The sequence below is a fragment of the Candidatus Binatia bacterium genome (assembly GCA_029243485.1).
In the GTDB taxonomy this organism is placed as follows: Bacteria; Desulfobacterota; Binatia; order UBA12015; family UBA12015; genus VGTG01.
The window spans coordinates 40,438-66,442 of record JAQWRY010000079.1; the positions used below are offsets into that span (position 1 = coordinate 40,438).

Genomic DNA, 26,005 nt, shown 5'->3' on the forward strand with positions numbered 1-26,005 from the left:
TCAAGACGACAACCGTGCCGCGCCTCCAAGAACCGGCGTGCCGGCGCCGGTGTCCCGGGCGGAGACCTCGTACCACTCTGCGGTTCGACCCGCGGTCACTTGAACACCACCCTCTGCCGTGAACTTCAGCGCATTCGTGACCAGGTTCTTCACGAGGAACTTGAGCTTGCAGCGATCCGTCAGAAATATCGACTCGCTCGCCTCCACCCGCCAGGCCAGGTCGACACCTACGGGGCGTGACAGCGCCCAGAGTCACGTGAAGGGGGCTGCTCAATCTCAAAGGCCGGGGCGCCCGAGGAGCGTGAGAAGCTGAGAGAGCCAAGCAACTCTCCATCTTGCGTCATCGGTGCGATCAACAGGGGCTTCACACCACCCGTCGTCAGGAGCCATGCGAGTAGCCCCATGGAAATCGCGATCTGCGGTCGAACGCCCCTCGGAAAGAAGAGCGCTCCGGCGATCACGACGATGATCAACCAACCGACAAATATCTCGAACTTCGCCGGGACGAGCTCGACTGTGAACGGCATGAACGCAGCCAGGAGCAGACGGAACGCAGCCGACAGCGCCTCCGGCCAACCAATATGCGGCACTGCAGGCTGCAAGCTGGAGGAAAACACTGAGGAACCAGCTGCCACTGAAGCCTGGCTCGAGCACCGAACTGAGGACCATCGCGGTGGTGCTCGCTGCGGCCGCGCACACCGCCGTGAGTCGAAGCCGGGCGAGAACAGTGGTGCGCCGGTCTGTCAAAAATTGGGGCGGCGCCTCCACTCGTCGACGAAGAGTTTCCGCCACCCCTCCCCCGAGCCGTCTCTAGGATTGCAGACCGGGGGTCAAACCCTCCTCAAGCGCTTCGTTCATTTCGACGGGTCCTTCTCTGTGCTCGGCGGCCCGTAGACGTACTCCCCGGAATCCGGATGGTGATACCAGCCGGCCGCCGCGTGGGTGCCTCCGTCGACGTGCAGGGTTTCTCCGGTCAAGTATCTAGACATCTCGGAGGCGAGGAAAACAGCAGCTCCAGCGAGATCGGACGGATCGCCCAGCCGACCGAGCGGTACGGTGCGGGTCGCGCGCTGGATTGCCTCTTGCGTCATCAGAGCCTTCAACCCCTCGGTGAGGCAGATGTCCGGCGCGAGCGCGTTCACCCGAATGCCGTGGGGAGCGAGTTCCAGGGCCAGCGTCTTGGTGAAGTTGATCGCGCCAGCCTTCGCCGCAGCGTAGGTCGCATACAGGGGAGCGGCACGGACACCCTCGATCGAGACGACGTTGATGATGCTCCCACCGGCGCCCCGCTCGACCATTGCGCGGCCGACATGCCGGGTGCAGTGGTAGATGTGTTTCAAGTTCGCGCGATGAAGGGCGTCCCAGCCCTTCTCCGTGGTCTCGAGAAACGGAGCCGCGAACACGCCTCCGGCGTTATTCACCAGGATGTCGACATGCCCGAAGCGCTCACACGCCGCAGCGACAGCCTCCTCGACAGCCTCTCCCTCGCGCACGTCGACCGTGAGCGCCAGGACTTCCGCTCCGGTCGCGCCGATCTCGGCGGCCGTCTCTTCTGCCCGCGCGGGATCGCGCTCGAACAGCACCACCTGCGCGCCGAACGATGCGAAGCCCTGGGCGATTCCCCGACCGATCCCCGCGCCGCCTCCGGTGACGATCGCCACCTTTCCGGTCAATAGGATGCTGCCTGGATTCACGACCGCACCACCTCAATCCCACTTCGGCGTAAAGGAGAGCGGCAGCGTCACTGGACCGAAGACCCCCGTACGCGGGCGCCACGCGACATCCGGCCCGACCTTCGCATCCGGCATCCGCCGCGCGAAAATCGGTAGAGCCTCCTGCATCTCGGCTCGGGCGAGGCTCGCACCAAGGCAGTAGTGCGGTCCGCCCCCGAACGTGAGCTGTGGCTCGCGCTCCACGGAAATGTCGAACATCTGCGGCTCCTCGTAGACGGCCGGATCGTGGTTGGCCGCGGCCGTCCCGAGCGACACCAGGGTTCGTTTGGGGATGTGGTACCCGGCGATCTCCATGTCCTCTGCCGCCATACGTGGCGCCACGGCTATCGCGCCGAGGAACCGTAGGCTCTCTTCCACAACGCGGGACGCCAATTCGGGTTCCGCGGCGAGCCGCGCCCACTGCTCGGGGTACTCCGCGAAGAGCGCGAGACTGATCCCCAGTTGATTACGCGTCGTGTCGTACCCCGCGAAGAGCAAGCCGGCGATCATGCTTCGCAACTCGATCGGACCCAGTCGGTCACCGCCATCCTCTGCGAGAATCAGTGCGCTCAGCAGATCGTCCCGAGGCTGTACACTTCGCTCGACAATCAGATCGTCGATGTAGCTCGACAGGCCCTCGAAGCCCTGGCGGACTTCGTCCAGTCGGTTCGCGAGCTCGAACGACAACACCCAAGTAATCTGATCGTTCCAGCGCGCGAAATCGTCGTGGTCTCCGGAAGGAACACCCAGCATCTCGCAGATGACCTGTACGGGGTGGTGGTTCGCGAACTCCGCCATGAACTCGCACGAACCGCGACCTGCGAAGCCATCGATAAGTTCTTCGGTGAGGGAACGCATCGCGCGACGGAGTCTCTCTACCGCTCGCGGCGTGAAGGCGCGACTGCCGAGCTTGCGGCGCCGCACATGGTCGGCGCCGTCGAGAGCGAGCAGAGCCTCCACAGTGCCGTGGTCGATGACCAGGCCCCCGATGGCCGTCTGCAGCGTCGGGGCGTGCGACCGCAGCTCGCCCAAGATCGGGGCGGGATCCGCCTGGAACTCCGGAGACAGGAAGTTCAGGAAGGGCAGCTCGTCGACACGCTTCATTGGTCCCTCTCAGGTGAGGAGTCTAGGCCACCCGCCGAGGGGCGTCGACACGGGCCCCGGCGCCCCCTGCGGGCGTGGCCATCGCCCCCCCCCCACCGGGGGCCCCCGCCCCGTGAGAGCGGATGCCAGCGATTTGTCTCTAGACAACTATCGACCCGACCCGTAGCCTGGCCAGAGACGAACAAACGCTCGTTTGGATCCCAAAAAACCCAAAGCTACGAGGCCTTACGATGCTTCTGCAACGACTTTCGCTGCTAACGACAGCCCTCCTCCTGACCGCTAGCGCCGCCTCCGCGGCAACGATCACGATGACGGGCGGACGTGCCGCCGTTTTCCGTTCGACGCCGATCGCAGCGAAGAACAAGGCGACCATCAAGTTCGTTAAGGACAATGCGATCTCGCCGGTCACGGTGCCGATCGAATGCCCGACCACGACGCCGACCCTGCGGATCACGGCGAGCAACGGATACGACTCCGGCACGATCGACCTACCCTGCGGCAACTGGACGGCGACCAACTCCGGCTACAAGTACAAGGATAGCCTCGCGGCCTCGGGCGGGGTGAAGACCATCCTCTATGGCAACACGAAGATGGTCGTGAAGCTGAAGGGCGCTCAGTACCCCGCCCTCATCGGACCGCTCGACGTTCCGACCTACGTCGAGATGACCCTCGACACGGGGACCGACGCGTACTGCGGCAGGTTCGAGAGCTTCAAAAAGAACCAACCGACGAAGGTCCAGGCCAACAAGGGCTCCGTCGCTTGCATCCCCGAAGAAACGACCTGCCCCGCAGGCCTTACGTGTGCCGCCTACAACGTCGTGCCGGGTCCGGGCGATCTTCTTCCCGTGGACGACGGCGCGTCGACCTGGCTGCGCGTGTTCGACTTCACCGGCGCCAGTCTCTTCGGCAATGCAACGAATGGAGCCTTCGGCCCAAGCCCAATTCAGCTCGCCAAGGGCACCGAGAACGGCAGCGGCGTCGCGCCGCTCGAGTTCGTCGGCCCCGCGTACCTCGGCGCCAACTTCCTCGACATCGCGCAGGGCCTCGGCACCACCGGCACGATCTGCGTGAAGATCGAACAGGATCCGGCCAACACCGGCTGGATCGATTGCGACGGCGGAACGGACGCCACGGTCGATCTCAGCATCGATTCGAACGGAGCCGGCGCGGCCGACCCCGCGGCCCTCACCGTTCCAGGCGGAGCTGCGGCAAGCCCGTCGGGCGAAGCACTCGTCCGCGTTCTCATGCAGTTCGCGATCGACTCTCAGAACGACGCTGACTGCTCGTCGCTGAGCTACCTCGGTACGCCTTCCATCGCGACCGCGTTCACGAGCGGACAGGCGACCAGCACGATCACCGATGATTGGATCAACGGCGCCCCCGGCGTAGCGACGAATGCCGTCTCTCTCGGCGGCATTCCGCTGACCTGCGGAACCTGGGGAGCGACCAGTGGACCGACGTCCAGCCTCTCTGCGCCGCTCTACGCGATGGACTTCCTCGCACCGGTCGTGAGCCAGGTCGTGGACGTCTCGCAGGTCTTCCGCCTCGAACTCGAGCCGACCGATCTGCCGGGTGGCCCGACCCCAACCCCGACCCCCGGCGGCGGCCCGACCCCAACCCCGACCCCAGACCCCACGCCGACCCCGACGCCCGACCCGACGCCGACCCCGGATCCGACGCCCGACCCGACGCCGACGCCGACGCCAGAACCAACCCCGACCCCCATGCCGACGGCCACCACGATTCCGGCGACCGTCGATGGGCTCACGATTACGGACAGTACGCCGAACTACGGCCCGAACTACCAGGCCTTCGGCAACTGCTACGAGCAGGTGAAGACGTCTGCGGCGATCCTCGCGCAGGGCGCCGGCACGTTCTCCACCCGACTCCAGCAAAGCGTCGCGACCGATTGCGAAGCCGTCCTGACCGGCGGCGGTGGCATTCAGAGCGACGCCTCCACCGACTACACGATCGACTTCGACCTCACCTGCCCGGCTGGTTCGACGTATGAGATCCGGGTGGACACGTCAGCCGCGGGCGCCCTCACGATCAACCGCGACAACCTCGACGGCTGCGATCTGCCGTTCTTCGGAGACACGGGCAACTCCACCGCCAGCGTCGGCATCATCGCCGGCTCGCAGTCCGGTGGCATGCTCGACTCCGGCAACCTGAGCCTCGCCTCCCTCGGCGGCCTCACGAGTGCACCGGACGCTAACTCGACGATGGCGGACGCCTCGAGCGCCGTCATCATCGGCAACGGCACCGGCGCCGCGATCTCACACAGCTTGACGTTCACCTGGGCGGCGAGCTGCTCCAGCAACGGAAACACGACCGACACCGGCTCCGAGTGCGCAGTGCGCCTCGGACTGGACTCCAACCTCGCTCCCAACGGCATCAGCAGCTGCACCGATGCGGACGACTACCCGGGCGTAGGAGGCCGCACGGCGGCGAACGACGGACACTTCGTCGATGTGATCGCCGAGTGCACGTTCCTCGGTGTCCCCCCGACGCCGACCCCGCAACCGACTAACTCCCCGACCCCGACGCCTCCGGCACCGCTCGGCACCCTCAGCTTCACCGTAGCGACCGGCCAAGGCGGCTACTGCCCGAGCGACTCGTCGAACGGATCGTTCCTCAAGACGCACGGCAACCCGACCAGTGGCATCCCCGGGACGGTCTGCAACGGTTCGCAGGGCAACTTCAGCTCCGGGCTTCTGGCCATCAACGCCGGCATTCCCGACATCGACGGCAAGGCGACGCTGACTCTCACCTCGGCCGCCGTGCTCGGTGCCAACCTCGACACCCAGACTCCGAATTGCGGCGGCAACTGCGTCGCCTGCTGGCGCTTCGAAGATGACGCGGCCACAACGAGCTTCGTCGACTGTGACGGCGGATCGAACGCCGACATCACACTCGACGTCGACAGCAACAACACCTCGGCACCTCCCGCACCGGACTTCAGTAGTGCCTGGGTGACAGTCCCGGCCGGAGCCGGCGACGACGGTGCGGGCGCGGCGATCCTCTACGTGAAGGCGAAGCGCCTGCGCGTGAACGGCTCCTCAATCTGCCCGGGCGTGAGTGACTCCGCGTGGAACTCAGCCCCCGAGGAAAGCGTGGCGCTGGTCACGGGCCAGGCGACAACCACCATCAGTGATCGCCGACAGTGCTCCGGGAGCCTCTTCGGTACCGGGTGCCCGAGTGCGAACCCCTACACGGTCAGCCTCGGCGGCACGAACCTCAACTGCTCGAATTGGAACACGGGCTCGGGTGGCCGACTGGTCACGACGTTTGCGAATCTCGACGAGAACATCGGCGGTTCGTTCGGCACCGGCGACATCGCCCAGGTGCTGCGCCTGAACGACTGATCTCCCGGGATCGGGAGCGGCCGACCGCCGCTCTCGCTCCCGGGTATCGACGTTCTACGGTGCGCTCGCACCAAAACGCCCGAGAGGTTACGCCTACTGGGAATGGCCGACGACGATCGCGACCGGTATCGCCCCCGCTGGGAAGCCAAAGACTTCACCGGCACCGGCATCTGGCAGGTCCGCCGACGCCTCGCCGCCGCGATGCGGACAGTGATCGAGCGCCTCACGATCAGCGACGCCCCCGAAGCCGAGCTTCAGGTCGCCGCGGAACGCCTGGAGGAGTACGGCGAACGCCTGCAAACCCACCCACGCCGCAACCGCTACGAGGGCTTCGGCGAGACCGCGGTGGCCTCCCCCGATCAGCAGGACGGCGGCGGGCATTTCGACTTCAGCCCACTCATCGGGCTCTCTAATCCCCTCGCCCCGCCGATCTCGATGGAGTCGCGCGACGAGCGCGTCTTCGCCTCGGTCACGTTCGGCTCGGCGTACGAGGGCGCCCCCGGATGCGTCCACGGTGGATGCGTCGCGGCCGCATTCGACGAGATCCTCGGCTACGCACAGACGTTCAGCGGCCAGCCCGGTATGACCGGAACGCTGACCACCGTGTACCGCTCCCCGACGCCCATCCACACGGCGCTTCGCTTTGAAGCGTGGATCGAGAGCGTCAACGGACGCAAGGTGATCTGCAACGGCACTCTGCACGCGGGCGATCGCTTGTGCGCCGATGCCAACGCGATCTTTGTATCGCTCCGGCCGGGCCGCTACGAAGAGCTCGTACGCGCAAGGGCAGGTCGTAAGGCGCCCGACGACGCATGACCGAGCCCTGGTCGCGCGGCGCTCGCGTCTCCTTTGCTTTGGCGGCGCTGCTGTACCTAGTCACCGCCCTGTTCACCCTGCGAAACGTCCTTCCCGACCCGACCGTCCGGCTGCCCTTCAACTCCGGAATCGATGCGAGCAGTCGGCAGATGGGCCACTTCGATCAATCGATGGTGGTCTCCGTCATCACGCGCAACGCGGACGTGCTTCTGACCGAGCCATCGAACCTCCTCGGGGAAGGCCAGTGTTACCCGTTCCCGCGGTCCTTCACCCTTGGCGAGCACATGTTCGGCGAGGGCTTCCAGATGGTTCTGCCTTGGTTGCTCACGGGCGATCCGATCCTCGCGTACAATCTGCTGCTGGTGCTCACCCTGTGGTTGCCCGGCATCGCGATGTACCTGCTCGCGCACCACTTCACGCGACACCCCGGCGCGTCGTTCGCGGCGGGCCTCCTGTTCCAACTGTCCCCCGTTCGGATCATCGACGGCGGCCACCCGTTCCTCCACGCCGAGTTTTGGCTCCCACTCCTCCTTCTCCTCCTTCACCGCCTCTTCACGACGGATCGCAGGTGGCTGAGCGCCGCGGGGATCGGGCTCCTGCTGGCCCTCGAGGCCCTCGAGACCATCTACGTCCTGCTCGCGTGCTCGATCGTCGCAGGCATCTACGGGCTCCACCTCGCCATCCGGTACCGAGCCCGGCTGCCGCGCATCCTCCTGCCTCTCGGAACGGGCCTCGCGTTCGCGCTCAGCGTCGCGTGGCTCGTACTCGGTCCCTACTTCGAAACGCGGGAGACGTGGGACGTGCTCTCCGGCCGCCCGACGGTGCTGATCCCGCTTGCGACGTACGGCCCCGGCACGCCGTACTTCATCGGCGTCGTAGCGGCCGTGCTGGTCGCGATTGCTCTGGCCGACCGCGTGCGGAGACGGCGTGATGTCTCTGGAGAAGATCCGCGCGTCCCCATCTTCATCGCCGGAGTGGCGGTCGTCTGGGCGTCGATCAGTGAGATCCCGATTCCCGGCACCGGCGCCGCGATCCCCGGACTCATGGCCTTGCTCTCGCGCGTGGTGCCCGGCCTCGACGCGGTTCGAGGGCTCTTCGCGGTGACGATCGGCCTTTGGGCGTGCGTCTCGCTTCTCGCGGGCTACGGCGTTCTGAGTCTCGTCGAACGAATGCGCGCACCGATGATGGTCGGCGCCGTGGCCGTGTTGTCCCTCCTCATCCTCACGGAACGCTTCGCCCACCCGGTCTCGCTCTGGAGCTTCGGGACACCGCTCGACCTCGCGGCGTGGGATGCGCGCCCCGCGGAGGACGATATTGCGCTCATTCGCTCGGAGACCGAGGGCCGCGTGCTCGACGTGCCCATGGCGCCGCCATCGAACGCATTTGCTCGCATGGCGCTCAGCCGGAACCTTCTGCTGCAGAGCTGGTCACCCCGGCCGTCGTCGAGTTGCTACAACTCGTTCGATACGCCGATGGCGTCGCAAGTGTTTCAGCTGAGCGATGCACTCCCCAACGCGAGCGCCGCCGAAGCTCTCGCCGCGCTCGGATTCAGCACCGTCCTGTCGCACAGCGACTCATGGTGGCCGCCCCACCTCGTTCGCTGGAATGCCCGAATGAAGAACGATCCCGGCATTCGCCAAGTCATGCCTCTGCGAGCCGAGAGCACCGGACTTGCAGCGTATCGCCTGAAACCACAGGCCGCGGTCCACGACGATCTCTCCCGCCTCAGCGGGCGGGCGCTCGGACCTCCGGCCAAGCTCGAGCCGGCCGAGGACGGCGCGCTGATCATCCCCTTCGTCTTCCACAACCCCGGCCCTGAGACGTTTCGCCACCCGCCGCCTCTCACCCCGAGTGACGCCCTCGCCCAGTGGCACCGCGACGGTCACGCGGTAGGGGAAGCCGAGCAGGTGCGCGTCCTGTGGCCGATCGCCCTCGGCCCGAACAGCATCATGCGCGTCGATGCCCGATCCCGAACGCCGCGTGAGCCCGGGACGTATCACGTCACACTCACAGCAGCCTCCGACCCATCTCGTGTCGTCGCGACCCGCGACGTCGTCGTACCATAGCCCACCAGGCCGGACGCCCGGGCAAGCCGCGACGCAGGCCCCCCACTCGGCCGGGCTCCACATTGGCCCAACCGGGTTCAGCTGATACTTTCGTGCCAATGATCGCGCGCGCACGCCGCATCGCTCCGGCCGCCGGCGCCCTGCTTGTCTACGCGATCGCCGTCCCATGGGCCTTTCGCCCCTGGTTCCTCGGCCCCGATCTCGTCCCCCACACTGAGGGTCCGATAGGCTCTCTCGTCGATGCCGACCTGAACCTGAACATCTGGATCCTCGCATGGGTCGCTCATGCGGTGTTCTTTGACCCCGCACAGCTGCTCGACGGGAACATCTTCCACCCAGCCCTGAACACGATCGCCGGCTCGGAGAACATGCTCGCGCATGTGCCGTTCACAGGGCCGGTACTCGCCTTCACCGGGAACGCCGTCACGATGCTGAAGGCATACGTGCTCGAGAGCGTCGCGCTGTCCGGGCTCGGGATGTTCATGTACGTCCGGCACCACACGAAGGACAACTGGGCCGCGCTCGTGGCGGGTGCAGCTTTCACCTTCACTCAGTTCCGTGTGGAGACCGTGCCGCAGCCGCAGTACCTCGGGATGGCGTTCTTGCCGCTCGCATTGCTGGCAATCGATCTCAACCTCGAAGATGGGCGCCGACGTTGGCTCGCCGCGTTCGCCTCCGCGCTCGTCCTCCAAGCCCTCTGCTGCGTCTACATCGGGTTCTTCGCGTTCATCCTTTGCCCCGTGTACATCCTCGCGCGCACGATCCCCGCAAGCGTGAGCGTCACTGCGTGGATCGCGCCGACTGCCCGCCTCGCGGCAGCAATGATCGCAGCAGCGATCGCGCTGATCCCGGCGGCCCTGCCGTACCTGCGTGGTCGGAGCGACGGCATGATCCCCGAGCACGACCTTCTCTTCATCCAGAACGCCGCGTGGGCCCCCTGGCGATACATTTCGACGGAGTTCGTTTGGTGGACCGGAATCGTGGCGGTCTTGCTGGTGAGTCTCGACCTCGCGCGGCGGGTGTGGAACCGCGGTGCGCGCAACGAGCCTCTCGGGCCCGCTCGCGCGCAAAACCCCCGCACGGCGCTCTGGATCCTGATCGCCGTCACCGCCGTCCTCGCTGCCGGACCGTACCTCCCGTTGCCCGGCGGGGGCCTTCTGCCCCTCCCCTACATCGCGCTCTACGAGATTCTTCCCGGCTTCTCATCCATCCGCGTCCCCGTTCGCTTCCTTCTGGTCATCGCAACCGCACTCTCCGCGCTCGCGGGTCTCGCCTTCGCGATGTTCAGCCGGAATCAACCGACGAGCCGGACCGCGGGCGCCGCCGCTGCCCTCACCGTGCTCGCCGTGGTCGGAGCCGCGCCGAGTCCGCACTCAGCGATGTCGGCGCATCTCGACGATTCGACGAGCGACGTGTACCGATGGCTCGCCGAGGAGCCAGAACCGGGCGCGGTCCTCGAGATCCCCGGCCAATCGACCGAGCAAGACGTCGTCGGCAACTTGCGCAACAGCAGATACATGGTCGCGAGTTCCATCCATTGGCGCCCGCTGTTGAACGGCTATACCGCGTACCCGCCTCCGTCTGCCGGGTTCTACTCCGCAGCGATTCGGGAACTCCCCGCTCCTGCGGCGCTCGCGCTGCTGGTCGAGACGAGTGACCTGCGTTGGGTCATCCTCCATCGAAACGAACTCACCCCGCTCGAAGCCGCCCGCTGGCCGACCGAGGCACCCGACGGACTGCAGCTCGTCGCTCGCTTCGACTCCGACGAACTCTACGCGGTGACTCGCGAGCGCGTCACCGATTGGAGACAAGAGGTACGGGCCCGCATGGCCGGAGAGATCAGCAGCTCCCTGGGCGGCACGAGCCTCGAAGCGCTGCCCGAAGAGTGTCGCAGCGGGAGAATCCTCACGGTCGACACCCCAGAACGAATCCCACCCTTCCCGCTCGCGCGCCACATTCCGGTCCGAATCGCGAACGACAGCGACTGCGTGTGGCCGGCACTCGGCCTACTCGAGAACGGACTCGTGGGCCTCGACTACCGGTGGATCCCCAAAACCGGCGCCCCCGCCGTCGCGCAGGTTCCGGTCCCGATGTTCCGTCTTCTGAGCGACGTTCCCGCCGGCGGTGAAGTCGACGGTGCACTGATGCTCACGCCACCGAAGGGACCGCCGGGAGACTGGACGCTGGAGGTTCGGCTCGTGCAGAAGGGCGTGAACGTACCGATCGCCACGGCGCGCGAACGGATCCACGTTCGCACGCCGCGGGGCCGGTAGAAACGTCGCTTCAGGCAGGGACGCCGAGGAAGTCGCGCCAGCGCGTGAGACTCAAGAACTCACGACGGGAGCGAGGACCACCGGGCTGCTCGAAGGCCCACCGGCGGCCGCCGAACGTCGCATCGAGCTCGTTCTTGGCGAGCTGAAGCTGGTTCGTATCGAGCGTACAGCGCACCTCGTCGGGATCGATGCCGTAGATACGGGCGGCGTTCAGCCCGAGCACCTTCTCTTTGATCTCCTGCGTGAGAGCCGGGTACCCAAACTCTTCCTGGAACTCCTCTGAAATCTGGAGCGCGCGGAACGCCTCGATCTGCCGCTGCGGCGAACCGAACCACACACACTCCGATCCCCACAGGAGGTTATCCTCGCCGAGATACTTGAGGAGCTTGCCGACGTAATGCTGCGCGCCAACCGAGTTCCCACTCGCGAGGAGCCAGGCGCTACCCATCTCGGCGTAGACGTTCTTTCCTTTCAGGTCGTTGTCGAGAACGGTCTTCACGAGTCGATCGACCCCGACGCCGTCCCGGTCGTACCCGAGTTCCAAGTTCGAGGACTCGTAGGCCGAGTGATAGATCACGAAGTTCACGTCGGGGTGCTTCAGGGCAGCCGGGCCCACGTCCTTCGGGTCGGTATGGACGCGGTCGAAGCCCGGAAGCGGGAAACCCTTGTGGACACAGATCAGCGGCTCGCCGAGCGCCTTGGCCTTCTCGATGAAGGGATCGCCGATCAACGGGTCATCGAGCCACCAGCCCGAGCCCTCGGTTCCCCATGGCGGATAAACCTTCCACCCGTGGTTGCCGTGCTCGGCGCGAATGCGCTCCATCATCGCCGACTGCGCCTCCCACCGGTCGTTCGGGGAGACCTGACAGTGCTGCACCATACGCTGGCTTCCTGCGACGCCATTGATCAGGTCGCGCCAGTACGCCATCGCGTCATTGCTGTTCAGGTTGGTGCACATCGTGCCGTCGTCACACATCGGGGACGGAAAGCCGGAGAGAACCGCGACAGTCGTGTCGCTATCGAGGAAGATCTTCTCAACGTACGTCTGCGGCCCGATACACGCCGACCGCGGCGAGAGATCGCAGTTCCAGAAGGTGATGAAGCTCGCGAAGCCTTCACCGGTGTACTGACCTCCCGGGTGGCGGTCACGCCACGTCTCCTCGTCCTCGATGTGGTGCGTCTGGAGGTCGAGGATGAACTCGTTGCCCGACAGAAGCTCCGTAGCTTCATCGCAATCCATCGCCGGCGGCTCCGGCACTTCGAATCCGCCGCCGCCGTTGCTCGTCGGACCGCTGCCACTGCCGCCACACCCGGACGCCAGGTTCACCACATAAAGCGACGCGGCCATGCCCATCGAGCTCGCCAGGAACTCGCGGCGATCCATCCCGTGGCGGGATGCCTGCTCCGAGGCGATCCGCAGGATCTCATTACGGATCTTCCGATCCCGTGCTGTCTGGTCGAGGAAAAACTCCCCGTTCGACTTGTTGCCGAGAAGAATTGGAGGCTCGAGCGGGATCTCGGGATCCGTCTTCTTGCCCATCTTGAGCCACGGGAAACGGTTCTTCATTCACACACCTCCAGAGTCGAGCCTAAGCTATCAACTGATCGGGAGAGGAGAAACCGAGTTTGGATGAAGGGTTCGAAGAATCGCGCATCCGGCTCGAGCCCGACTTGAAAGCCCGCACGCGCACTGCATCATTTCCTGCTAGGAAGCGGATCCATGCGTACCGAGCCGTCGTTCCTGCAGCTGGCGAGCGAGCGGTCGGTGGTCCGCCGCGCGCTCGCGCTGGCTCTCGTCGTCGGACCGATCCTGATCGCCATCAACCACGGCGACCGCCTCGTCGCCGGCGACGTCGACGGGGTCCGGCTCTTCAAAATGAGCCTGACTATCCTCGTGCCATATTGCGTCTCGACGTACTCGAGCGTCGGCGCGATCCGCGCGGACAACTCGTGACCTACATTCAGAATTCGTCAGCCAGGCCCAGGTCCGGTCGCAGGGTGAACGTCTCGTCGGCGGGGAGCAGTGGCGCGATGGAGTTCATTCCCAGTAACTCCCGTCGAGCATCTTCTCGATCAGACCGCGGTGCATGATCGGGGCGTCGATATCCTCCCCCCACACCGCTTCACCGAAATGCACCTGGCGCGCGAAAATGCGGGCCATGATGATGCCGTGCCGGATCGCCGCGTACATCTCGAAGAATTCGAGGTTCCTCACTTCGTGGCCGGTCTTCGCCTCGTACGCTGCGGCAACGTTCTCGCGACGCAGAAAGTCCGGCATACCGGCTAGTCCTGCACCCTTCGCGATGTCCTCGAAGAACGCGTGCAGAAAGATCATCCAGGAAACGTCGAGCTCGCGCGGTGCGACACCGCCCATCTCCCAATCGAGAACGGCACTCGGCTCGAAGCCATCGTACATGATGTTGCCGATTCGGGAGTCACCCCAGTTCACTACCGTCTCCCCCTCGTCGGCGGGCCAGTGCTCTTCCAACCAAGCAAAGCCGCGATCGAGGATCGGGTGTCGACGATCCCCGCGGGCCCAGTCGTAGTACTGTCGCCAATCCTCGACATGGCGCCGCAGAGGCGTGTCACCGGGAACGTCGAGTTCGAGGAACGAAACGTCCAGCGACGAGACGTCCAGCGAGTGGAGCTCGGCGAGAATGCCCACCGAGTGATCTTCGAGCTGCTTCTGCTCTACCGGCGTCGCGGCGAGCAACCAGCTGTCCATGTTGTAGGGCATTACGTCCGGTGGAACGCGCCCCGAAACCCGATCCATGACGAAGAACCGCGCACCCAGCGCTTCCGACCCGCGCTCGATCCAACGCGCATTCGGGACCGGGACCTTGGTATTCTGGCCCACGAGCTGCATCAGGCGAAACTGCAGGTCGAGATCATACTTCCGGAAGACTGGAACGTCGCTCGGATCCGGCTCGACCCGCGCCACGAACTTGCCACTGCGCTCGGCACCCCCTTCGGTCCAATTCGCGTCGAACAGAAGAGTCTCACTCGACATGCCGTTGGACGACGGGCTCGTCACTCCCGGAACACGCGGGGCCGCCCCATCCGGCAGCTGTCCCGCAAGCCATCGCTCCATCCGTGCACGCAGCTCTTCAGGGTCTCGACTCGATCGCTTCGGGTTGGGGGCTACGGTCTCGCTCATGGCGCAAAAGTAGCGAATCCCCTCCGGGCGTGCGACCCACTCTAGGATGCGCCGGGCGCCGGAAATCCCATGAGCGACAACCTCTTCGAGACGCTGTACGCAGGCTTCGAGCCACGGCTCGACGAGCCATTCCTGCGACCGCAATCGGGCCCCGCCTGGTCGTACCGCGACGTCGTGGCACGGAGCGGCCGGTTGGCCGGCGCTCTCCGGCGGGCCGGGGCCACCGTCGGCGATCGGGTCGTCATCCAGGTCGACAAGTCCCCCGATGCGATCGCCACCTATCTGGCCTGCCTGCGAATCGGCGCCGTCTACATGCCCCTGAACGTCGCGTATACTGCGGACGAGATCGGGTACTATCTGGGAGACGCTGCACCGACCACCTTCGTCTGTCGGCCCGCGAATGAGGCACGGCTCGCCTCCGTTGCGACGGCACACGATGTGCGCACCGTCCTCACGCTGGACTCCGATGGAGGCGGCACTCTCCTCCGAGAGGCCGAACACGGCAGCCCCTTCGACGACGTCGTGCCACGCACGACATCCGACCTCGCGGCGATGCTCTACACGTCGGGAACGACCGGCAAGCCGAAAGGCGCGATGATCACCCACGAGAATCTCGCCACGAACGCGCGCGCACTCTACGAGACGTGGGGCTGGCAACCCGAGGACGTGTTGCTTCACGCGTTGCCGGTCTTCCATGTTCACGGCCTGTTCGTGGCTCTGCATTGCGCGATGCTCGGCGGCTCCGCGGTCGAATTTCTTCCTCGATTCGAACCAACGGCCGTGCGCGCGGCCCTCGCTCGATCGTCCGTCATGATGGGCGTCCCGACGTTCTACAGCCGACTCCTGGCAGAGCCCGCCTTCGATCGCGAGGAATGCACCGGCATCCGACTCTTCATCTCCGGCTCGGCCCCCCTGCCCGAAACCGTCTTCCGAGCGTTCGTCGAGCGCACCGGTCACACCGTCCTGGAACGGTACGGAATGACCGAAACCGGGATCCTCACATCGAACCCGCTCGACGGAGCGCGAATCGGGGGGACCGTGGGCTTCCCGCTCCCCGGCGTGGAAACGCGCGTCGTCCGCGATGATGGGCGCCCCAGCGCACCGGGAGAGACGGGGAGCGTGGAGGTCCGAGGTCCCGGAGTATTCGCCGGTTACTGGAACAACCCGGAAAAGACCAAGGCCGAGATGCGCGACGACGGCTTCTTCCGCACGGGCGACCTCGGAACACAGGCCGCAGACGGACGCATCGCGCTCGTCGGGCGCTCGAGCGACATGATCATCAGCTGCGGGTACAACGTGTATCCGAAAGAGATCGAGCTCTGCCTGGACGAGCTTCCGGGCGTCGTCGAATCGGCCGTCGTCGGGCTTCCCCATCCCGACTTCGGCGAAGCCGTGAGTGCCTTTGTCGTCTGCGGCGCGACGAAACCCGGTGCGGCGCAGCTCCTGGCCGGAATGGAAGGCCGCCTCGCCCGATTCAAACACCCTAAGCGGATCTTCTTCGTGGATTCCCTTCCCCGAAACGCAATGGGGAAGGTCCAGAAGGCGGTGCTCCGAACAGAGAACGCCGCAGCCTTCGCGTCAGAGGAAGGCTGAGAGTATGCCCGACACTGGCCGATCCTGCGGATCGTGCGACCTGTGCTGCACGGTGTTGCGCGTCGACGAACTCGAGAAACCGGCGCGCGTTTCGTGCGAGAAGCTCCGAGCCGACGGCGACGGCTGCTCGATCTACGCGACTCGGCCGAGCATCTGCAGAACCTACAAGTGCGCCTGGCTCCTCGGCTCGCTCGGGGACGACGATCGCCCAGATCGGCTCGGCGCCGTGCTCGACATCACCTTGCGCGGCGACCGCCTCTGGCTCGAGATTCACGAAGAGAGCCCTGGTGCCTTCGAACGCTCCGAGCGCTTGCGCGAGATCGCCCAGGAGTACCGACCTTCTGCCCATGTTCGCGTGAGCGACGCCGACCGGGCCGCGGAGCCCGATCGCCCCTTCCGGATCCTCCTCGCGGACGGCATCGAGCAACGCGTCCACGGCACCCGCATCGACGTGTTCCAGAACGGAGCGCTCATCGACTCGACCGAGATCGGCTGGCTCCGGCGAACCGCAGCTCGCCTGCTGCAAGCCTGGAGACTCCGCCACGCCCCCGAGGGTGCCCTACGTCGCGGAGACCGCGGGCTCGCGCATCCAGAGCGCGAGGATGAACGAAACGACCGCTAGGCCCGCACCAAGCAGAAAGGCATTCGCGAACGACTGGGGTTCATTGATACCGCCGTACACCATCGTGAGCGCCGTGATGCCGAACGCGACACCGACTTGTGACGTGAGACGGTTGGTCGCGGCGGCGATGCCGAGATCCTGATCGGGAACCGCGCCCACCGCCGCGGCTGTCAGCGGCGGCTGCGCGAAGCCATGCCCGAGCCCCTGAAGCACGAGCCCCACCGCCATCACGGGCAGCCAAACCTGCGCGGCACCGAACGAGATCAGCAGGAGCCCCGCCACCATCACCGCACAACCGATGAGCGCGGCTCGACGTTCTCCCAGGTTCGTACCGAGGCGCCCTCCGATGGGCGAACCCACGGTCAGACTGAAGGTCCGCAGGAGCATAATCCCGGCGGTCGCCGTAATGGAGTACTCGAAGACCGAGAGGAACAGCAGAGGCGCCACCGCAAACGCACCCATGTACGCCGCAGCGTTGAACGCGTTCGACGCGATGGAGGCGCTGAAGTTCGCATTCGCGAAGAACTCGAGCGGGAGAAGCGGAGCCACCGCGCGGCGCTCCACCCAGACGAAGGCCATCAAGGCCGCGATCCCGAGACCGACGGCACTCCACAGGACCGGATCCGAAGCGGAGACATCTCGAACGCGCCCAAGCGCGAACATGAGACAGCAGACGCCCAGCCCGAGCACTGCGGTCCCCACGACGTCGAACCGCGCGTTGCGACGAGGCGTCTCCCGAAGCACGACGTACGCCAAGGCCAGAGCAAGGGCCGACAGACCCGCCTGAACGACGAACACCGTCCGCCAGCCCAGCAGTTCGACGAGGGGCCCGCCCGCGATGAGCCCGAAGGCCGGCGCTGCGGCCGACGTCATCGACCACCAGCCCATCGCGCGAACCCGCTCCTCGGGGCGATGTACGCTCAGGATGAGGGCCATGGCCGTAGGCTGCGTCGCACCGCCCACCACCGCGGCCACGGTCCGTAGCCCGATCAAAGACAGCAAGTCCCAGGCGAACGCCGTAGTCACTGCGGCCACGGTGGCGATCCCGAATCCGGTCAGGAAGACGCGGCGATGGCCGTGTAGATCTCCGAGCTTCCCGAGCAGTGGCAAGGCGACGGCCGACATCAGAAGCGGCGCGGAAATCACCCACGCAACCGTCGTCTCCTTCGCGCCGAACTCCTCCGCGATCGAGCCCAGCGAGATCGTGAGGATCGTCACCGGGAACGTCGCAGCGAACGTGCCACCGAGCGCCGCGAACAAGACCCACGAGGGATAGGTTCCACGCGAGTCGAGCCGCGCGACGAGCCGTCCCCGCCAGCCCTCGGGGGGAACCTCGGAGGCCGGGTAAAGAGATTCTTGGACGGGTTTCACGAGAGCGCCGGAACACCCGGAACGGTAGCCGTCGAAGCCTGCTGCTGCACCCTGAGTGCAGCAGCTTCCCGCAGCACCTGCGCCGCGTGTCGGCCCGGAGCAGTCGCCGCCTCAGCGAAGAGGCGTGACCCAAGCCAGGATCAAGATCGTGACGAGGCCGCTGAACAGGCAGAGCATCGTGCCGTACATGCGCAGCTGAACCTTCGTCTCCGCTAACTCGCCGCCGACCTTGAACTTCGTCAGCCGACTCGGCCGACCCACCACCTGACGCGTGCTCTGACGGATCTTTTGGTGGTAGAAATCCTCGACCTGGTCTTCGACCGGCTTGGCGATCGCCTTCGACAAGAAGTACGCCGGAAGCACCCACACGGCAGCCTGCAGGCTGACCAGAAGCGCCCCCAGAATCAACCCGAGAAAGTACCCTCCGGCGGTATCGAGCGCGATCTGCATCCCTTCGAGATACGCGCCGCCAGCAACCTCGGACGGGCGCCACACGACGTCTTCCACCGCGGTGTACATCGCGGGAAAGATCTTCCACACGTAGAACACCCCGACGCCGAGCGGGATGCCGGCGGGGATGTTCAGCAACTCCCGCTTCCGCACCTGATACGCGCGAGGCAGGTACGACTTGAGATGGAGAGCCGTCAAGCACATGGGCCCGATCACCGCGAAGAACATCCCGGTACTCAGCACGCGTGCATCACGCATGCCGGCGTACGTCATCCCCGCGACAACGAGGAAACCGAAGGCCGAACTGACGATGAACACTTTCGCACGTCTGTCCATCGGCACCGCGTGCTGCAGCACTGGAACGCGGCGGCGTTTGGTTCGGCGGCCGGGAACGTGGCTTCGGGCGGTTATCTTTGCGGCGGGCTTCACGGGAAGTGACCCAAGTTTCGGAAGTTAAGTATAACCTTCGCGCAGGCGGGGCCTCAAGGAAAAGTTTGCCAATATGATGGCGCATTCGCCGTGTAATGTGTGGCGTTTCACAAGAAGAAGTACTCATCAAAGTTCGCTCGCCGCCCCGACGAGGCATCTACCATAGGTTCCGAACACGAATCTGCTAACGCCGACCCGACGGGGTGACAAGCCGTCAATCGCCGGGCCGGCCAGGCCGACTAGGAGGTCGACGCCTGCTCCGAGATGCGCTCCAACGCCTCCATCCGGAGGCGCTCGGGTCCTTCGAAGTTCTCCTCGAGCAGCGCCTGCAGAGCATCGCTTCGTTCACGCTCCGACAGCCTTGGCGCCGCGAGGAGTGCATCGCGCTCGTCCTGGTAAACAGAGACCCGTTCGTTCCATGCAGCGCGCGTGCGGTCCAGTTCGGCGAGTCGCGCGGCTGCGGCATCACCGAACGCCTCCCGGCGGTGCTCGTCGAGATCCGCCGGCTCCGCCCCCAACGAATGTAAGTTCGCCTCCTTCCGCAGGAGCCGAGCGGGCGCGGTCGCCCGCTCCCGGGCCGCGCGCTCTCGCTCGGGCAACTCGGCGTACAACGCCTCGATGAGGGCGGCACGTTCCCCCGTTTCCAACGCCGGATCGGCCGCAATCTCGCGCTGCGCTAGCGCCATCCGAGTGCGCGCCTCATCGCGCCCGAAGAGGAGGTCGGCATCCGCGCCAAAGACACTCCGTCGAAGCTCGACGACCGCTTCGAACGTCTCGGCCGGGGAACGCCCCGGATCGGTGCCTGCCGCCAGGGCCTCCGCCTGATGTCGGTAGTCGAGGTATCGATCGAGAAGAGCGAGTGCCGCGTCCGAGGCGGGGGGATCAAGGCGGCGATCGATCTCGGACGCGACCCGCTCAACGATCTCCTGGTCCGACTCCTCGCCGCGGGCGACGAAGAAGTACTCGAAGAGATCGAGGGCATCCGGGGTGACGACGAATCGCCCGGACGCGTCGACGACGAAGCCTCCGTCGACATCGGTCCCGCGTAGCGAGCCCGGCTGTCGGGGCCCGCGGGAGACCGACGGACGCCCCTCAGAGACGAATCGACCTTCTACTTCGCCGCGCGCAACCGGCTCGGAGCGACCCGTGCCGGCGATGCGCTGCGAGGCTGCAGTCCCGACCTCCGGCCGAAGGGCTCGGTCGCCGATCGTCACGGCGATCACGCCGACCACGAGCAGCAACGCGCCCCAGCCGATCTTGCCCATCACACCCCTCGAAGCCCCGACGTCAGAGGCCTTTCTTCTTCAGCCGGTTGGCGTGCGTTCGGAAGACTGACTTGGGGTTCGAATCGAAGATCGAGACCAAGCCGAACGCCTGATTCACCTCGTCGAGATGGTTGTGGAAGTAGTTGTCCCGGATCACGTCCCCCAGGTGCGAACTACAGCGGCCCACGAGACCGTCGTTGGCTTCGCCGTAGAAGAGAGAGGTGAGGCCCATCGCGGGATCCGAGATGTCGAGCACGTTGGTCAAGACGCCGGTGCCCGACCACGAGTAGTAGCGAACCCCCGACACGACCTTCGCGCCCTCCCCGCACGAACTCCCGGGAATCCCTTGCGGATAGCTGGCGTTGAAAGTGGCCGCCCCCGCGGAGGTGAGCGAATCGAGCGCCGCGAGACCATCCTGAGGATTCGTCGTCCCAGAAACGATCCCGATGACCGTTGCCAGACTATTGGCGAAGAACGCCAGAACGCCCTCCGTAAAACTCCCGCCCTCGACGTTTTCGGCGAGGTAGTCGGCCAGATCTGCGCCCTTGTGCGGTGTCCCGACCGAAGTCACTGACGCGACCAGATCAGGGCGAACGGCGGCGACGTACCGTACGTCGAGACCGCCGTGACTGTGGCCGATCAGGTTCACCTTCGACTTCCCGGTGATCGCGGTGATGACCTCGATCTGATCGATGAGCTGCTCGCCGCGAACTTCGGTCGAGTTCAGCTGGCTCACCTCCGTCGTGAAGACCGTCGCACCCTTGGCCTCCAGGTAGCTCGGGATGGCGTAGAAGTATTCGTAGACACCGAACAGCTCATCGAAGCCCGCCGCCCCGTGCGCAAGGACGATAGGGTACTTCGTCTTCGCGTAATTGCAGTTCCACCAACACCACGCGCTGGCTTCACGGAGTCCAGGGCCGAGCACGAACAGGAAAGAGATGAAAAACGTGAGAACGAAGCCGCGGAGCTGTCGCATCCAGAATCCCCCTTCTATGTCGATCGATGGCTGGACGGCCCTACCTCCGAGCCGCTGCGGCGCAACCGCTATCCGATTCGAGAGGAACCAACAAGCAAAAGGCCATTTCGGACCGTCAGATCCGTCGGGATCGACCCCGCCCCTGTACCAGCGAGAGTGAGGCCCCCGTCCCAACTCGGCCGGCCTGACTCCAGGACGTGGGCTGATGTGCACGATCGAGGCGCGTGAATCTCTGTCGGGTCGGAGCGAGTCCCGCCGGAGATCGGGACGAACCAGCGAAGGCTCCCCCGAAGAAACCGTCACAAGAGTGACGATTAGAGAAACCGCTGAGACTACAGAATGTCCACACCCAGAAAGATTGCCGCCTGAGACTTGCAGGATGGTGGGGCGCCCTCGCCTCGCCTCGGCACCCCCGCTACGCTCGAACGATGAACGGACGCATGTCTTTGGCGGCGGCCCTGTCCCTCCTGCTGTTGGGCTGTTCGGGTTACGGCCCCCCGCCGGCACCGATCGACGAGGGCGCCATCTTCACCTTTGCTCCGGTCGGGCCGCAGACCTTTCTCGTCGAAACCGACCCCGCCGAACTCGACCGGCGCCTCCGCGGACTCATCGAGAACGGAGGTCCCGACGACGCGACGCGAGCGTACGCGAATCGCTGGGTGCAACCACCGGGATGGAAGGCGACGGTCGAGGCGTTTGGTGAGCCGACCGAAGGCGATCTCTACGGGCCGCGCGGCTATCGCTACCGGACGAACCTCGTCCATCCGGCAAGCGGCGTCATCGTCCTCGCCTACACGAAGCAGCAACCCGACGAGGCGGTGTGGAAACAGAACGAGAGCGTACAGGTGAGCGGACGCCTCGAGGGATACGTGCGCCAGGCGCCCGGCATCGTGATCCTGCTCGACGCGAAACTCGCCGGCGCTCCGAGTGAAGCGGCTTCCGCGACGCCCCTCGACGCCCGCCCCGGCTGAGAACGTCGATCGCGCGGCCTCCGGGCCAAAACCTTGACTCTTCGCGGGCCGATCACCATCCCTCAGGGATGGAATTCGAGAGCGTCTTGTACGAGGTGCGCGACGGTGTCGCCCATGTGACTCTGAACCGGCCCAAGGCCGCGAACGCGATCGACCTGGCCGTCGCGCAGCAGCTCGCGTACGCCGCGATGGAGTGCGACGAAGACCCCTCGGTGCGCGCCGTCCTCATCAAAGCCGCACCCGAGAGCAAGATGTTCTGCGCCGGAGGCGACCTGCGCTCCTTCGGTGCGGCGGGCGATCGAACGCCGATCCTCTTGAAGGAACTCACGATGTACCTTCACGCGGCGATCTCCCGCTTCGCCCGCCTGCGCGCACCGGTCATCGCCGCCGTGAACGGGGCCGCTGCCGGCGCCGGCTTCAGCCTCGCCGTATCGACCGACCTCGCGATCTGCGGAGAGTCGGCCAACTTCACGATGGCCTACACCGCCGCCGGACTCACGCCCGACGGCAGCTCCACGTTCTTCCTCCCCCGTGTTCTCGGACGTCGCCGTACTCTCGAGCTGATGATCTCGAACCGCCAGCTGAGTGCCGCCGAAGCCCTCGACTGGGGACTCGTCAATCGCGTCGTGCCGGATGCCGACCTCGCGGTCGAGGCCGAGAAGCTCGCCACTACGCTCGCCGCGGGGCCGACCGAGGCCTACGGGCTCCTGAAGAAACTCGTCCTCTCTGACGAGAGCCTCGAAGGCCAGATGGAACTCGAAGCACGCGCCATCGCCGACGCCGCCCGGACCTCGGATGGACGAGCAGCGATTCAAGCATTCCTCGAAAAGAAGCGCCCCACTTTCGAAGGCCGCTAGAGCACCCTCGCGTGGCCCCGGGGTTTGGCAGACCGCCGGCGACGTGCGTATCGTTACCCTGCGCGTGGCCATCTTTTGAAGTCGCCGCGGAGGGAAGATCGATGCAGACACTCCACCTTTCCCGCTCTGCCGGGGTCCATGGGCTCGCCCTGTTCCTGGCGTTCCTGGTGGCCCTACCACCGGCGTGGGCACAGAGTAGCGGCTCGTCCGACTCCGCTCCGCTCAGCACCGAGCAACTCGAACAGCTCGTGGCGCCGATCGCACTCTACCCGGACTCACTGGTCGCACAGGTCTTGATGGCCTCGACGTACCCGCTCGAGGTGGTCGAGGCAGCACGTTGGGTAAAGAGCAACCCCGACCTCAAGGAGAAGGCTCTCGAGGATGCACTCGAGAAGCAGTCCTGGGATGCGAGCGTCAAGTCGCTTACCGCGTTCCCGCAGGCGCTCGACATGATGAACGACAAGCTCGACTGGACTACCCAGCTCGGCGACGCGTTCCTCGCTCAGCAGAAGGACGTGATGAACTCGGTCCAGGTGCTGCGCGGGAAGGCCAAGAAAGAGGGCAACCTCGAGAGCAACCAACAGCAAACCGTGAAGGTCGAGAACGCGCCCACCGGAACACAGACCCAGACAATCATCATTGAACCGGCCGACCCGCAGATTGTCTACGTCCCAACCTACAACCCGACTGTCGTCTACGGTGCCTGGCCCTATCCCGCCTATCCGCCCTTCTACTACTACCCGCCGGGGTATGCGTTCATCGGTTCCACACTCTCCTTCGGAGTCGGCTTGGCCGTCGGTGGCGCACTCTGGGGCGGCTGCAACTGGGGCCGCTCGAACGTCAATGTCAACGTCAACAAATACAACAACTTCAACAAGACCAACATCAACAACTCGAACTGGAACCACAACAGTGACCACCGAAAGGGCGTCTCGTACCGAGACCAGAGTTCGCGCGACAAGTATGGCGGCGACCGCAGTGCGAAGGACCGGAAGTCGCGTGACTCCTTCCGCGGCCGAGCAGACCAGGGCCGCAAGGACATCGCGAGCGGCGGCGCAGACAAGTTCAAAGGCAAGAACGGAAGGAGCGGTGCCTTCGGCGGCGCGGGTCAGCACTCGTCGCGCGGGAGCTCCCTCGGCGGCTCCAACCGGTCTTCGCGAGGCGGTGCCTTCCAGGGAGGCGGCAACGGCAACAGCGCACGGCGCAACTCCGATCGCGGGCGCTCCAGTCGTGGGAGCTCCTTCAACCGCGGCGGCGGTGGTGGCGGGCACAGCTTCGGCGGCGGGGGCGGTCGTGGCGGCGGTGGGCGTGGCGGCGGTGGGCGCGGCGGCGGTGGGCGCGGCGGCGGCGGGCGGCGCGGACGATAGGAGGAAGTCGACATGATCTCTATGAAGAACCACGTGACGACCGCAGGCCTCCTTGCTGCGACTGCCCTTTTCCTCACCCCCTCGTTCGCATCGGCGGACGACGGGCAGAAGACCTTCCAAACACCCGAAGCTGCGGGCGCGGCGTTGCTCGCGGCCGCCAAGGCCGACGACACAGCCGCACTCGTCGCTATCTTCGGGCCGGAGTCCGAGAGCCTGATCTCTTCGGGCGACCCGGTCGCGGACAAATCGCGGCGCGACGAGTTCGTCGCCGACTACGGGGCAAAGCATCACTGGTCGGCCGGACTCGATGACTCCCAGGTGCTCGATGCCGGCAAGACCGATTGGCCGTTCCCGATCCCACTCGTCGATACGAGCAAGGGTTGGAGATTCGACACCGCGCGCGGACAGGACGAGATCCTGAACCGACGGATCGGGCGGAACGAGCTCGGTGCGATCCAGGCCTGCCTGGCCTTCGTCGACGCTGAGCAGGAGTACCACGATCGCAATCCGCTCGACGGCAAACCGCAATACGCTCAGTTCATCGCGAGCAGCGACGACCAGAAGAACGGCCTGTACTGGCCGAACGCGGAGGGCAGCGAGCCCAGCCCGCTCGGTGCGGCCTTCGCCGCAGCGCGGGCGGCCGGCTACGCGCCCAAACAGGGCTTCGGCGACCCGCTCTACGGCTACGTCTACCGAGTCCTGCGGGCCCAGGGGGCGGCGGCTCACGGTGGGGCGGCGGACTACGTCGTGGACGGAGCGATGACGAAGGGCTTCGCCCTCCTCGCCTCACCGGCGAAGTACGAGGCGTCCGGCGTGATGACGTTCCTCGTGAATCAGACCGGCGTCATCTACGAGAAAGACCTCGGCCCGGATACGACAGAGATCGTGTCCAAGATCGAGACCTTCGATCCCGACGAATCCTGGGATGTGGTCTCGGCGCAAGCACGGACGCCGCCGAGATAGCCCAAATCAACGCCGCTGCTGACGAAAGCGACCGTTCCGCAACCGCAGGAACTGGAGCAGCTCCCGTCACCACAAGCCGCGACATCCGCGCCGTCGCGCAACGCGCCCTCGAGGATCGAAGTCGATGCACGCACTCAGGTCGGCGACGGTCGTCGCGCCTTCGGGCACGGGTTCTTTGCCGACCCAGAGAGCGGTGTTCACACACTGCTGAAATTGGACGACGATCGCGTCCTGACAGAGGTGAAGGCCTTCGGTGACGCCCGCCTGACAATCCTTGATGTTCGGCTCGGCTACACGCGCCGCCGACGCGGTCTCATGGGAGCCGTACACCAACTCGACGACCACGCCCCCATTGTCGTTCACCGCACCGACGATCGTACTCGCGTCGGTTCCGATCCCGGGCACCCGCGAGAGCCCGCGGGCATCCACCCCGACGCAACGCTTCTCGAACTGGCGCTGGACGGCGTTGATCGCCTCCTCGATGCGTCCGCGCCGGTCGGCAGCGACGCACGCGGGAATGTCGGTGACCGGAGTCTCGCGTTCAGGTTGTTCACGCAGGATTGCTGCGGGCGTGAGAAGGCGGCTACGCGGGAAATCGTCACTCGCAGTGTCGTAATCTCTAGATAAGCTGACGCGCCCGGTGCCCAA

Annotated in this window: 22 protein-coding genes; 11 read left to right on the top strand and 11 right to left on the bottom strand. The window is 65.7% G+C overall.

Going from position 1 to position 26,005, the window contains the following annotated elements; translation table 11 throughout:
• The 4 genes from P8R42_23335 to P8R42_23350 all read right to left on the bottom strand — a co-directional run bounded on the left by P8R42_23335 (window position 1) and on the right by P8R42_23350 (window position 2,816).
• Window positions 1-207 carry an ATP-binding protein gene (locus tag P8R42_23335; protein MDG2307531.1) on the bottom strand — a complete coding sequence of 69 codons (207 nt, stop codon included), beginning with the start codon at window positions 205-207 and terminating at the stop codon, window positions 1-3.
• Between the two features lie 20 nt (window positions 208-227).
• Window positions 228-590 (bottom strand): hypothetical protein, encoded by a 363-nt coding sequence (locus P8R42_23340; GenBank protein MDG2307532.1) that lies wholly within the window; start codon window positions 588-590, stop codon window positions 228-230.
• 264 nt (window positions 591-854) lie between these two features.
• Window positions 855-1,694: a glucose 1-dehydrogenase gene (locus tag P8R42_23345; protein ID MDG2307533.1), complete on the bottom strand. Its 840-nt coding sequence runs from the start codon at window positions 1,692-1,694 to the stop codon at window positions 855-857.
• 12 nt (window positions 1,695-1,706) lie between these two features.
• Window positions 1,707-2,816: a cytochrome P450 gene (locus P8R42_23350; protein MDG2307534.1), complete on the bottom strand. Its 1,110-nt coding sequence runs from the start codon at window positions 2,814-2,816 to the stop codon at window positions 1,707-1,709.
• A 230-nt stretch (window positions 2,817-3,046) separates the two neighbouring features.
• Here P8R42_23350 and P8R42_23355 point away from each other — a divergent pair, with 230 nt between their 5' ends.
• The 4 genes from P8R42_23355 (at window position 3,047) to P8R42_23370 (ending at window position 11,336) form a co-directional block, all read left to right on the top strand.
• Entirely contained in the window at window positions 3,047-6,181 is a 3,135-nt protein-coding gene (locus P8R42_23355; GenBank protein ID MDG2307535.1) for a hypothetical protein, read from the top strand.
• 102 nt (window positions 6,182-6,283) lie between these two features.
• A complete protein-coding gene (locus P8R42_23360) occupies window positions 6,284-6,997 on the top strand; it encodes a PaaI family thioesterase (GenBank protein MDG2307536.1) in 714 nt (237 codons plus the stop codon).
• Window positions 6,994-9,063, top strand: coding sequence for a hypothetical protein (locus P8R42_23365; GenBank protein MDG2307537.1), 2,070 nt, complete (start codon window positions 6,994-6,996; stop codon window positions 9,061-9,063). The genes P8R42_23360 and P8R42_23365 overlap by 4 nt, the downstream gene beginning before the upstream one ends.
• Before the next feature lie 98 nt (window positions 9,064-9,161).
• The gene (locus P8R42_23370; GenBank protein ID MDG2307538.1) at window positions 9,162-11,336 is read left to right on the top strand and encodes a YfhO family protein; all 2,175 of its coding nucleotides are present in this window, start codon (window positions 9,162-9,164) and stop codon (window positions 11,334-11,336) included.
• Window positions 11,337-11,346: 10 nt separating this feature from the next.
• On the opposite strand, the gene P8R42_23375 is transcribed toward P8R42_23370, so the two are convergent.
• Window positions 11,347-12,903: an amidohydrolase family protein gene (locus tag P8R42_23375; protein ID MDG2307539.1), complete on the bottom strand. Its 1,557-nt coding sequence runs from the start codon at window positions 12,901-12,903 to the stop codon at window positions 11,347-11,349.
• 153 nt (window positions 12,904-13,056) lie between these two features.
• Between P8R42_23375 and nrtS the strand changes: the two genes are divergently transcribed.
• Window positions 13,057-13,290 carry a nitrate/nitrite transporter NrtS gene (gene nrtS, locus P8R42_23380; protein ID MDG2307540.1) on the top strand — a complete coding sequence of 78 codons (234 nt, stop codon included), beginning with the start codon at window positions 13,057-13,059 and terminating at the stop codon, window positions 13,288-13,290.
• Window positions 13,291-13,374: 84 nt separating this feature from the next.
• Here the strand turns inward: nrtS and P8R42_23385 are convergent, their stop codons facing one another.
• Entirely contained in the window at window positions 13,375-14,493 is a 1,119-nt protein-coding gene (locus P8R42_23385) for a phosphotransferase family protein (protein ID MDG2307541.1), read from the bottom strand.
• A 69-nt stretch (window positions 14,494-14,562) separates the two neighbouring features.
• On the opposite strand from P8R42_23385, the gene P8R42_23390 reads away from it, so the two are divergent.
• Together P8R42_23390 and P8R42_23395 are read left to right on the top strand one after the other, a co-directional pair.
• Window positions 14,563-16,086 carry an AMP-binding protein gene (locus P8R42_23390; GenBank protein MDG2307542.1) on the top strand — a complete coding sequence of 508 codons (1,524 nt, stop codon included), beginning with the start codon at window positions 14,563-14,565 and terminating at the stop codon, window positions 16,084-16,086.
• A gap of 4 nt (window positions 16,087-16,090) precedes the next feature.
• Window positions 16,091-16,708 carry a hypothetical protein gene (locus P8R42_23395; GenBank protein ID MDG2307543.1) on the top strand — a complete coding sequence of 206 codons (618 nt, stop codon included), beginning with the start codon at window positions 16,091-16,093 and terminating at the stop codon, window positions 16,706-16,708.
• Here the strand turns inward: P8R42_23395 and P8R42_23400 are convergent.
• The 4 genes from P8R42_23400 to P8R42_23415 form a co-directional block, all read right to left on the bottom strand.
• Window positions 16,646-18,079, bottom strand: a complete 1,434-nt coding sequence (locus P8R42_23400) for an MFS transporter (GenBank protein MDG2307544.1) — start codon at window positions 18,077-18,079, stop codon at window positions 16,646-16,648. The two genes, P8R42_23395 and P8R42_23400, sit on opposite strands and share 63 nt — an antisense overlap.
• A 111-nt stretch (window positions 18,080-18,190) precedes the next feature.
• The gene (locus tag P8R42_23405; protein MDG2307545.1) at window positions 18,191-18,865 is read right to left on the bottom strand and encodes a hypothetical protein; all 675 of its coding nucleotides are present in this window, start codon (window positions 18,863-18,865) and stop codon (window positions 18,191-18,193) included.
• A gap of 332 nt (window positions 18,866-19,197) precedes the next feature.
• The gene (locus P8R42_23410; protein ID MDG2307546.1) at window positions 19,198-20,223 is read right to left on the bottom strand and encodes a lipase secretion chaperone; all 1,026 of its coding nucleotides are present in this window, start codon (window positions 20,221-20,223) and stop codon (window positions 19,198-19,200) included.
• Window positions 20,224-20,245: 22 nt separating this feature from the next.
• Window positions 20,246-21,199 carry a triacylglycerol lipase gene (locus tag P8R42_23415; protein ID MDG2307547.1) on the bottom strand — a complete coding sequence of 318 codons (954 nt, stop codon included), beginning with the start codon at window positions 21,197-21,199 and terminating at the stop codon, window positions 20,246-20,248.
• Between the two features lie 428 nt (window positions 21,200-21,627).
• Between P8R42_23415 and P8R42_23420 the strand changes: the two genes are divergently transcribed.
• The 4 genes from P8R42_23420 (at window position 21,628) to P8R42_23435 (ending at window position 25,357) form a co-directional block, all read left to right on the top strand.
• Window positions 21,628-22,170, top strand: coding sequence for a hypothetical protein (locus P8R42_23420; GenBank protein MDG2307548.1), 543 nt, complete (start codon window positions 21,628-21,630; stop codon window positions 22,168-22,170).
• Between the two features lie 68 nt (window positions 22,171-22,238).
• Entirely contained in the window at window positions 22,239-23,027 is a 789-nt protein-coding gene (locus P8R42_23425) for an enoyl-CoA hydratase-related protein (protein MDG2307549.1), read from the top strand.
• Between the two features lie 101 nt (window positions 23,028-23,128).
• Window positions 23,129-24,394: a DUF3300 domain-containing protein gene (locus tag P8R42_23430; GenBank protein MDG2307550.1), complete on the top strand. Its 1,266-nt coding sequence runs from the start codon at window positions 23,129-23,131 to the stop codon at window positions 24,392-24,394.
• Between the two features lie 12 nt (window positions 24,395-24,406).
• Complete coding sequence (locus P8R42_23435; GenBank protein ID MDG2307551.1) at window positions 24,407-25,357, top strand: DUF2950 family protein; 951 nt, start codon at window positions 24,407-24,409, stop codon at window positions 25,355-25,357.
• A 66-nt stretch (window positions 25,358-25,423) separates the two neighbouring features.
• On the opposite strand, the gene P8R42_23440 is transcribed toward P8R42_23435, so the two are convergent.
• Window positions 25,424-26,005, bottom strand: coding sequence for a hypothetical protein (locus tag P8R42_23440; GenBank protein MDG2307552.1), 582 nt, complete (start codon window positions 26,003-26,005; stop codon window positions 25,424-25,426).